9 protein-coding genes are annotated in these 9,345 nt (G+C 68.3%); 6 read left to right on the top strand and 3 right to left on the bottom strand.

Annotation, left to right across the window (positions count from 1 at the left end; genetic code table 11):
- Window positions 1-154: FAD-dependent monooxygenase (locus ACT6S0_RS24505; protein ID WP_444766375.1), on the bottom strand; the 154-nt coding region annotated here is incomplete at its 3' end.
- Between the two features lie 226 nt (window positions 155-380).
- On the opposite strand from ACT6S0_RS24505, the gene ACT6S0_RS24500 reads away from it, so the two are divergent.
- The 6 genes from ACT6S0_RS24500 to ACT6S0_RS24475 all read left to right on the top strand — a co-directional run bounded on the left by ACT6S0_RS24500 (window position 381) and on the right by ACT6S0_RS24475 (window position 7,232).
- A complete protein-coding gene (locus tag ACT6S0_RS24500) occupies window positions 381-2,453 on the top strand; it encodes a carbon starvation CstA family protein (protein WP_444766374.1) in 2,073 nt (690 codons plus the stop codon).
- A 5-nt stretch (window positions 2,454-2,458) separates the two neighbouring features.
- Window positions 2,459-2,668, top strand: a complete 210-nt coding sequence (locus ACT6S0_RS24495) for a YbdD/YjiX family protein (RefSeq protein ID WP_093197545.1) — start codon at window positions 2,459-2,461, stop codon at window positions 2,666-2,668.
- Between the two features lie 126 nt (window positions 2,669-2,794).
- Entirely contained in the window at window positions 2,795-3,598 is an 804-nt protein-coding gene (locus tag ACT6S0_RS24490) for a class I SAM-dependent methyltransferase (protein WP_444766373.1), read from the top strand.
- Between the two features lie 230 nt (window positions 3,599-3,828).
- Window positions 3,829-6,000: a TonB-dependent receptor gene (locus tag ACT6S0_RS24485; RefSeq protein WP_444766372.1), complete on the top strand. Its 2,172-nt coding sequence runs from the start codon at window positions 3,829-3,831 to the stop codon at window positions 5,998-6,000.
- Window positions 6,001-6,098: 98 nt separating this feature from the next.
- Window positions 6,099-6,518 carry a sel1 repeat family protein gene (locus ACT6S0_RS24480; RefSeq protein WP_444766371.1) on the top strand — a complete coding sequence of 140 codons (420 nt, stop codon included), beginning with the start codon at window positions 6,099-6,101 and terminating at the stop codon, window positions 6,516-6,518.
- Between the two features lie 78 nt (window positions 6,519-6,596).
- Window positions 6,597-7,232 carry a phosphoribosyltransferase gene (locus tag ACT6S0_RS24475; protein ID WP_444766370.1) on the top strand — a complete coding sequence of 212 codons (636 nt, stop codon included), beginning with the start codon at window positions 6,597-6,599 and terminating at the stop codon, window positions 7,230-7,232.
- Window positions 7,233-7,246: 14 nt separating this feature from the next.
- On the opposite strand, the gene metC is transcribed toward ACT6S0_RS24475, so the two are convergent.
- Window positions 7,247-8,455: a cystathionine beta-lyase gene (metC, locus tag ACT6S0_RS24470; RefSeq protein WP_444766369.1), complete on the bottom strand. Its 1,209-nt coding sequence runs from the start codon at window positions 8,453-8,455 to the stop codon at window positions 7,247-7,249.
- Window positions 8,456-8,500: 45 nt separating this feature from the next.
- On the bottom strand, window positions 8,501-9,345 hold an 845-nt coding region (locus tag ACT6S0_RS24465), incomplete at its 5' end, for a Bug family tripartite tricarboxylate transporter substrate binding protein (protein WP_444766368.1).

Raw genomic sequence — 9,345 nt, 5'->3', positions numbered from 1 at the left:
TGGACGGATGCACGGTGTCGCCGCGAAAGTCGCGCAGGAAGTCGAGATGCTTCTCCAGCACGACGACGGGCACGCCGGCCCGGGCCAGCAGCAGGCCCAGCACCATGCCGGCAGGACCGCCACCTGCGATGCAGCAGCGTGGGTTTGTGTCCATGGCTTCGATCTTTTCTCTCCCTGATCCGCTTTGGTGACCGACCTCATGTTCGCGCATGGCCCGGTTCGTGCGTGTAGGTCCGCAGGCATTGCACTGCGGGCCGGCGAGCGCCGTATCCGGGTTTTCCATTACGCAAAGCCACGCGCCCGCCCCGCGCGGTCCGACGGATGCGCCGACGCCCCGGTCCGGCAAAACTCCCCGGGTTCAATACCTAGGAGACATCCGCATGCACAGCATCCGACGCCATCTGGTGTGGCTGGTCGTGGCCGTGATCGGCGCGTTCGCGCTGGGCACTGTGGCCCTGACCCGAGGCGAAAGCGTCAACGCCCTCTGGGTGGTGGCCGCCGCGATCTGCACCTACCTGATCGCCTACCGCTACTACAGCCTCTTCATCGCCGACAAGGTGCTGGGCCTCGACGGCAAACGCAAGACGCCGGCGCACCGCCACAACGACGGCCTCGACTACGTGCCGACCGACAAGAACGTGCTGTTCGGCCACCACTTCGCGGCCATCGCGGGCGCGGGCCCGCTGGTGGGCCCGGTGCTCGCGGCGCAGATGGGCTATCTGCCCGGGCTGCTGTGGATCCTGGCCGGCGTGGTGTTCGCCGGCGCGGTGCAGGACTTCATCGTGCTGTTCATCTCCACGCGGCGCGACGGCCGCTCGCTGGGCGACCTGGTCAAGCAGGAGATGGGGCCGGTGCCCGGCATGATCGCGCTGTTCGGCACCTTCATGATCATGATCATCATCCTCGCGGTGCTGGCGCTGATCGTGGTGAAGGCGCTGGCCGAATCGCCGTGGGGCACCTTCACGGTGGCCGCGACGATTCCGGTGGCACTGTTCATGGGCGTGTACCTGCGCTACATCCGCCCGGGGCGCATCGGCGAGGTGTCGCTGATCGGCTACGTGCTGCTGATGCTCGCCATCTTCGGCGGCCAGGCCGTGAGCCAGAACCCCGAATGGGCGCCGCTCTTCACCTTCGACGGCAAGGCGCTCACCTGGATGCTGGTGGGCTACGGCTTCTTTGCGGCGAGCCTGCCGGTGTGGCTGCTGCTCGCGCCGCGCGACTATCTCTCGACCTTCCTGAAGATCGGCACCATCATCGCGCTGGCCATCGGCATCGTGTTCGTGATGCCCACGCTGCAGATGCCGGCCATCACGCAGTTCGCGCAGGGTAACGGCCCGGTGTGGTCGGGCAGCCTGTTCCCGTTCCTGTTCATCACCATCGCCTGTGGCGCCGTCTCCGGCTTCCACGCGCTCATCTCCTCGGGCACCACGCCCAAGATGCTCGACAACGAACGCCATGCGCGCTTCATCGGCTACGGCGGCATGCTGGCCGAGTCCTTTGTCGCCGTGATGGCGCTGGTGGCGGCCTCGTGCATCGAGCCCGGCATCTACTTCGCGATGAACAGCCCTGGCGCGCTGGTGGGCACCACCGCGCAACAGGTGGCTGCCACTGTGTCGAGCTGGGGCTTCGTGATCACGCCCGAGATGCTGGTGCAGACCGCCAAGGACGTGGGCGAGACCACCATCCTCGGGCGCACCGGCGGCGCGCCGACGCTGGCCGTGGGCATGGCCCACATCCTGCACCAGGCGATCGGCGGGCAGGCCATGATGGCCTTCTGGTACCACTTCGCGATTTTGTTCGAGGCGCTCTTCATCCTCACGGCCGTGGACGCCGGCACCCGTGCGGGCCGCTTCATGCTGCAGGACCTGCTGGGCAGCTTCGTGCCCGCGCTCAAGCGCACCGACTCGCTGCCGGCCAACCTCGTCGCCACCGCTCTGTGCGTGGCTGCCTGGGGCTACTTCCTGTACCAGGGCGTGGTCGATCCGCTGGGCGGCATCAACACGCTGTGGCCGCTCTTCGGCATCTCCAACCAGATGCTGGCCGCCGTCGCGCTGATGCTGGGCGTGGTGGTGCTGTTCCGCATGAAGCGCGAGCGCTACGCGTGGGTGGCCATTGCGCCGGCGGCATGGCTGCTGGCGTGCACGCTCACGGCGGGCTGGCAGAAGATCTTCTCGTCCGACCCGAAGATCGGCTTCCTCTCGCACGCGGCCAAGTACACCGAGGGCATCGCCAACGGCGTGCTGGTGGCGCCGGCGAAGACGCCAGAGGCGATGTCGCGCATCGTGTTCAACGACCGCCTCGACGCCGCGCTGTGTGCGCTCTTCATCTTCGTGGTGCTGAGCGTGCTGGTGTACAGCATCAAGGCCTGCATCGCGGCGCGCGCGGCCAACCGGCCGACCACGCAAGAGACGCCGTTCGAGGCGATGGGCGCCGCCACCACGGCCGCCCACTGAACGCCATGGGCCTTGCTGCATTGCCGGAAGCCGGGCGCTACTTCGCGCGCTCGCTCAAGCAGTCGCTGCGGCTCATGGTCGGGCTGCCCGACTACGACGCCTACCTGACGCACATGGCGGCCACCCACCCCGACCAGCCGCCCATGAGCTACGAGGCCTTCTTCCGCGAGCGGCTGGAGGCGCGCTACGGGGCGGGCAAGGGACGCTGCTGCTGAGCCCAGCGCGGCATTGCGTTACAGCTCTTGCCTGTCGAAGCCCCGTTCCGAGGGATGGACGGGTCAGCTCCCCGGGCCTAGAGTCCCGCCCATGTCCACAGCCTTGTGGCTGACATGGAGGGCCATATGTCCCAGGATCCATTTGCGGAGTTCAAGAGCCGCCAGCGCGAGATGTGGTCGACCTTTGCGCCGACCGCCATGTTCACGACCCCGGTGGCCGGGCATCTCGTCAGGTTCGCGCAGGTCGAGCAGGGCGAGTCGGTACTGGACGTCGGAACCGGAACCGGCGTCGTGGCCGTCACGGCGGCACGCCGCGGCGCACGCGTCACGGGGCTCGACCTGACGCCCGAGCTGATCGAGGCCGCGGGAGAGAACGCCCGCATCGCCGGGCTCGAGGACATCGTCTGGACCGAAGGCGATGCAGAGAATCTGCCGTATGCCGATGCTTCCTTCGACGTGGTGCTCAGCCAGTTCGGCCACATGTTCGCGCCGCGTCCGGAAGTGGCCATCGCCGAGATGCGCCGCGTGCTGAAGCCCGGCGGGCGCATCGCCTTCGCCACCTGGCCGCCGGAGCACTTCGTGGGGCGCCTGTTCGCCTTCATCGGCCGCAACTCGCCGCCCCCGCCGGCCGGCGCATCGCCGCCGCCGCAATGGGGTAACCCGGGCATCGTCACCGAGCGCCTGGGGCCGCATTTCGAGGCGCCGTTCTTCGGCCGCGGCACCATGCACTTTCCGGCCCTGAGCATCGAGCACTTCCGCCTGTTCCTGGAGCGCTCGGTCGGCCCGATGCGCAAGCTGGTGGAGAGCCTTGCGGACGATCCGCAGAAGCTGGCGGCGCTGCGGGCCGAGTTCGATGCACTTGCAGAGCCGTACTACGTCGACAACGTGGTGCACCAGAGCTACCTGCTGACGCGCGCCCGGGCACGCTGAGCGCCGCTGGATCCCTGCGGGGCGGCATTTAGAATCCGCACCGTTCGTGCGATGCGATCCCCTTCGCCGCCACAAGCCCCGGACCTGCGCGCCGGTGCCGGCCGGCAAGGGCACCCAACCCAGATTCTTCCAGGCAGGGCACATCCGGTTTCCTTTCCTCGTCCGAGCGGCGGGAGGGCGCCGGCGTGGCGCCTCGCGATCCAAAAAAATCGCCCTGAGGGAAATCAACCATGTCCGTCCGTTCGCGTGCGCCGCGTTCCCGCCTTCGTTTTCGCCTGCGTCATTCGTCTCTCTTCCTCGCTGCGGTAGCGTCCCTGCATGGCGCTGCTCATGCACAGGACACCGCCAGCACGCTCAAGGAGGTGACAGTCACCTCCGAGCAGGACACGGGCTACGCCCCGTCCGCGAGCAGCACCGCCACCAAGGGCAGTGCACCGCTGCGCGACATTCCGCAGGCGGTCAACGTGCTGCCGGCACAGCTGCTGCGCGACCAGGGCGCGACCTCGATGCAGGACGCGCTGCGCAACGCGCCGGGCGTGTCGTTCAACGCGGGCGACGGCCAGCGCGACCAGGTGGTGATCCGCGGCTTCACCGCGATTGCCGACTGGTTCGTCGACGGCGTGCGCGACGACGCGCTGTACTTCCGCGACCTGTCGGACACCGAACGCATCGAGGTGCTGAAGGGCCCGGCGGCCGTGCTGTACGGCCGCGGCTCGTCGGGCGGCCTCGTCAATCGAGTGACCAAGAAGCCGATCTTCGAGCGGCCCTTCGGCGAGGTGTCGCTCGGCCTGGGCACGCACGACTTCAAGCGGCTCACTGCCGACCTCAACACGCCCATCGGCGAGAACATGGCGTTCCGGCTGAACGTCGCGCGCGAGAAGTCGGGCAGCTACCGCAACCAGCAGTTCATCGACCGCTACAACATCGCGCCCTCGCTGGCCATCAAGTTCAGCCCGCAGACCGACCTGCTGCTGCAGTACACCAACGCCTACGACCAACGGCTCACCGACTTCGGCATTCCGGCGCTCAACGGCCGCCCGGTCAACGTGCCGATCGGCACCTACTACGGCTCTGCCTTCGCGAAGCGCGACGACACCACCACGACGAAGGTGCAGTCGTTCACCGCCACGCTGAACCACCGCTTCAGCGATGCGCTGAGCCTGCGCAACACCACGCGCTACTACAGCTACAAGCTCGACCGCTTCAACACCTTGCCCAGCGGCACCACCGACCCGGTGCGCCTGACGGTGGGCCGCACGCGCGGCTTCGTCGACCGCGACGAAAGCGGCTGGTTCAACCAGACCGACCTGACGTGGCGCAACGAGCTGGGTGGCTTCAAGCAGGAGTGGTTGATCGGTGCCGAGTTCGGCCAGCAGGACAAGCGCCTGTACTCGGTGAGCTCGGCCACCGGCTACGAGCGCGTGAGCATACTGAACCCTGTGGCCGTGCCGGCGCCGCTGCCGCTTTCGAGCTACACGGCCAACAGCGCGATCCCCAGCAACTCCAGGTTCAAGACGGCCGCGCTGTATGCGCAGAACCAGATCACGCTGGCGCCGCAATGGAAGGCGCTGGTCGGCGGCCGCTACGACGTGTTCGGGCAGGACACCTCGTTCGAGCGCACGCTCGCGCCGCTGTCGCGCACCGACCGCAAGTTCAGCCCGCGCGCGGGCGTGGTGTGGCAGCCTAGCGAATCGCAGTCTTACTACGTGTCGTACAGTCGTTCGTTCCAGCCTTCGGCCGAGACCTTCGCGCTGTCTGCCAACAACACGGCCAACGACCCCGAGATCACGGTGAACAAGGAGATCGGCGCCAAGCTCGACTTCCTCGACGGCGCGCTCAACCTCACTGCGGCGCTGTTCAACCTGGAGCGCTCGGGCATCAAGAACACCGACCCGGCCAACCCGGCGCGGCAGATCAACGTCGGCACGCAGCGCACCAACGGCATGGAGCTGGCGCTGGCCGGCAAGCTGCCGGGTCGCTGGGACGTGAGCGCGGGCTACGCGTACCTCGACGGCCGCATGGTCAAGTCGCTGGCCACGGTGAGCTCGCTGCAGCTGCCGGTGGGCGCGGCGATTCCGGTGCAGGGCAAGACCGCGCCGCTCACGCCGCGCCACTCGGCCTTCGTGTGGCTGATGAAGGACCTGGGCAACGGCCTGAGCGCGGGTGGCGGCGTCAACTACGTGGCCGCGCGCTATGCCTCGCTGAGCAACCTCGTCACGCTGCCTTCGTACGTCACGGGCGACCTGGCTGCGAGCTACAAGACCGGGCGCTACGAGATCTCGGTGAACCTGAAGAACATCACCAACCGCAAGTACTACGTGTCGGCGCACGGCAGCGTGGACAACCTGATCATGCCGGGCCCGGGGCGTGAACTGCAGGTGGGGCTGACCGCGAAGTTCTGAGGCTCAGGCGCGGGCTGAGGCCGCCTGCGCCAATTCCAGCTTCTTTCTTCGGCGCGTCGGCGCGACGATGTCCTCCATGTCAATCGTGGAGAACATCGATGCAATCCGAACTCAACCAGCTTGCCGGCCTGTCCTTGCGCTGGCGGGTCTTGTTCTCGGCAGTGCTGCTCCTGGCGGCCGCGATCAGCGCAGCCCGTCCGCTGGATGCGGGCACCGAACTGCAGGCCGAGCAGCGCTTCCAGCTCGCGCTCGAGGCACAGGCCGCGCGCGACTACCGCGCGATGCTCGAAGAGCTGCGGCAGGCCGCGAATGAAGGCCACGCCGAGGCGCAGGAAATGCTCGGCATGGTGCTGATGACCGGCCCCGCGCTCTACGGCACGGCCGTGAAGGCCGACCGCTGCGAGGCGGGCACGTGGATGCGCCGTGCGGTGGCGCAGGGCAGCGAGACGGCCAAGGTGCAGCTGACCTTTCTCAACAGGCTGCGCACTGCACCCGGGGGCAAGGTCGCCTGCGGATGAAGGCCGGCGGCGCCGGTCGCACAATGTGCCTGCCGAGGGCGCACCGCCGCCCTTGGCCTTCCACCAGGAGGGCATGCCATGTTCAGAGACCGGGCCGACGCCGGCCGGCAACTGGCGCCGTTGCTGGACCGATACCGCGATGCGCAGCACTGCGTGGTGCTCGCGCTGCCGCGCGGCGGCGTGCCCGTGGCGGCGGAAATCGCACGCGCGCTGCACCTGCCGCTCGACGTGCTGGTCGTGCGGAAGCTCGGCCTGCCGGGGCATGAGGAATACGCGGCGGGCGCCATCGCAGTTGGCGGCGTCCACGTCACAGGAGAGGATGCGCCCGGCATGGCGCGTGTCCTGAAGCGGGAGCGGCGCGAACTGCAGCGGCGCGAGCGCGAGTACCGCGAGCATTGCGAGCCGCTGAACCTTCGCGGCATGACTGCAATCCTGGTCGACGACGGACTCGCCACAGGCCTTTCGATGCGCGCGGCGGTGATAGCGGCACGAGCGCTCGGTGCCGCATCGGTCATCGTGGCCGTACCCGTGGGCAGTGCGACCGCATGCCGGGCATTGGGTAGCGTGGACGCTTCGGACCCCGCAACGGCTCACGCCGACGAGGTGGTGTGCATGCAGGTGCCCGAGCCTTTCGTTGCCGTCGGTGCCTGGTACCGGTCGTTCGAAGCGCCGGGCGACGAGGAGGTGCGGCGCACGCTGGCGCAGTGGCGTTGATCCTCTCCGATGGACTATCGCTGCGAGGCGTTCATCGCATCGAACCCACGCGCCAGATCCGCCGTCAGATCCGCAGGCGCTTCCAGTCCGACATGCAGTCGCACCACAGCCCCGCGCTTGCTCCAGTCCGTCACGCTGCGCGCCGCGCGCATGTTGGTCCAGGCCACGAGGCTCTCGTAGCCGCCCCATGACGAGCCGCGGCCGAACAGGCTGAGCGCATCGACGAATCGCTCGACCGCCGCGTTCTCGATGCCAGGCTGCAGCTCGATGGAAAGCAGCCCGTTCGTGCCGCTGCAGTCGCGCTTCCAGATCTCGTGTCCCGGATGCTGCGGCAGCGCGGGGCAGAACACGGTCGCGACTTCGGGCCGCTTCTCGAGCCAGTGCGCCACTTCGAGCGCATGCCGCTCGTGCATCTGCAGCCGCGCCGACAGCGTGCGCATGCCGCGCAGCACCAGCCACGCGTCGTCGGGGCTCACCGTCATGCCGAAGGCGTCGCAGCGTTCGTTGAGCGGGCGCCATGCAGCTTCGGTCGTGGCGACGGTGCCCATCATCACGTCGGAGTGGCCCGAGAGGTACTTGGTGGCGGCCATCGTCGAGATGTCGGCGCCCAGCGCGAGCGGGCGGTACTGGCAGCCGGAGCCCCAGGTGTTGTCGGCCGCGAGCAGCGCGCCGCGCGCGTGCGTCAGTTCCGCCAGCCTGGGCAGGTCGCACATCTCGTAGACCAGCGAGCCGGGGCATTCGGCGTACACCAGCCGCGTGTTCGACTCGAACAGTTCCTCGATGCCGCTGCCGTCCGCCGCGAAGAACGAACTGCGGATGCCGTACGGCTCCAGGAACGAATGCACGAGGTTCCGCGTGGGCTCGTACACGCTGTCCGACATCAGCACGTGGTCGCCCGGCTTCAGGTACGAAAGCAGCACCATGCCGATGGCAGCGAGGCCGGTGGGAAAGAGCCGCGTGCGGTAGGCGCCTTCGAGCTCGCTCACCGCGTCTTCCAGCGCGAAGGCGGTGGGCGTGCCGCGTGCGCCGTAGCTGAAGATGCGCTCCTCGTCGCGCCGGGCCCGTGCGTCGCGCATTGCGCCCACGCTGTCGAACAGCACGGTGCTGGCCCGCACGAGGGGCACGTTGACGGGCGATCCGCCGGCGTATGACGGCGTCTTGCCGGTGCGCGTGAGCCGGGTGTCGAGCCTCAGGTCGGCGGGGACGGTGTGCGAGTCGGACATGGTGAAGTGGGGGCGAAGGGAAGTCGGGCCGCTATGTTGCTTCAATCAGTCGGCGCGCGCACCGGAAAGCTTGACGATGCGCGACCAGCGTTCGATGTCCTGTTTCAGCTGCGCAGCGAAGGCTTCGGGCGTGCTGGCCACCACTTCGCTGCCGCCGTCGGTCACGAGCTTGGTCACGTCGGGCAGGTGCAGGGTGCGCACGATGGCCTCGTTCAGGAAGGCCACGCGCTCGGGCGGCGTGCCGGCCGGGGCGAAGAAGCCGTACCAGTCCTCGAAGCGTGCGCCCTTGTAGCCCAGCTCTTCCAGCGTGGGCACCTTCGTGAACACGCCGATGCGGCGCGGGCTGGTCACGGCCAGCACGCGCAGCTTGCCGTTCTGCACGAAGCCGGCCACCGAGGCGGTGGAGGTGACCATCACGTCGACCTGCCCGCCGATCAGGTCGGTCAGCGCCGGGCCGGCGCCCTTGTAGGGCACGTGCGTCATTTCCACGCCGTTGTCCTTCGCGAGCACGACGCCGACGAGGTGCGACAGCGTGCCGTTGCCCGGTGTCGCGTAGGTCACCTTGCCGGGGTTGGCCTTGGCCTTGGCGGCGAGGTCGGCGAAGCTCTTGATGGGCGAGTTCGCTTCCACCACCAGCGCGAGCGGCGCGGCGTTGATCTGCGTGATGGGAACGAAGTTCTTGATCGGGTCGAAGCCGGGCGACGCATACAGCGAAGGGTTCACGGCCATGATCGACACCTGCGAGGTGAGCACCGTGTAGCCGTCGGGCTTGGCGTCGGCCACGGCCTTGGCGCCGATGTTGCCGCCGGCGCCGCCGCGGTTGTCGACCAGTGCGGGCTGTCCCATGATTTCCGGCAGCTTCGTGGTGACGAGGCGCGCGGTCGCGTCGT

It is taken from the genome of Roseateles sp., from assembly GCF_052436255.1.
In the GTDB taxonomy this organism is placed as follows: domain Bacteria; phylum Pseudomonadota; class Gammaproteobacteria; order Burkholderiales; family Burkholderiaceae_C; genus Pelomonas.
This window is presented reverse-complemented; position numbering and strand designations above follow the sequence as displayed.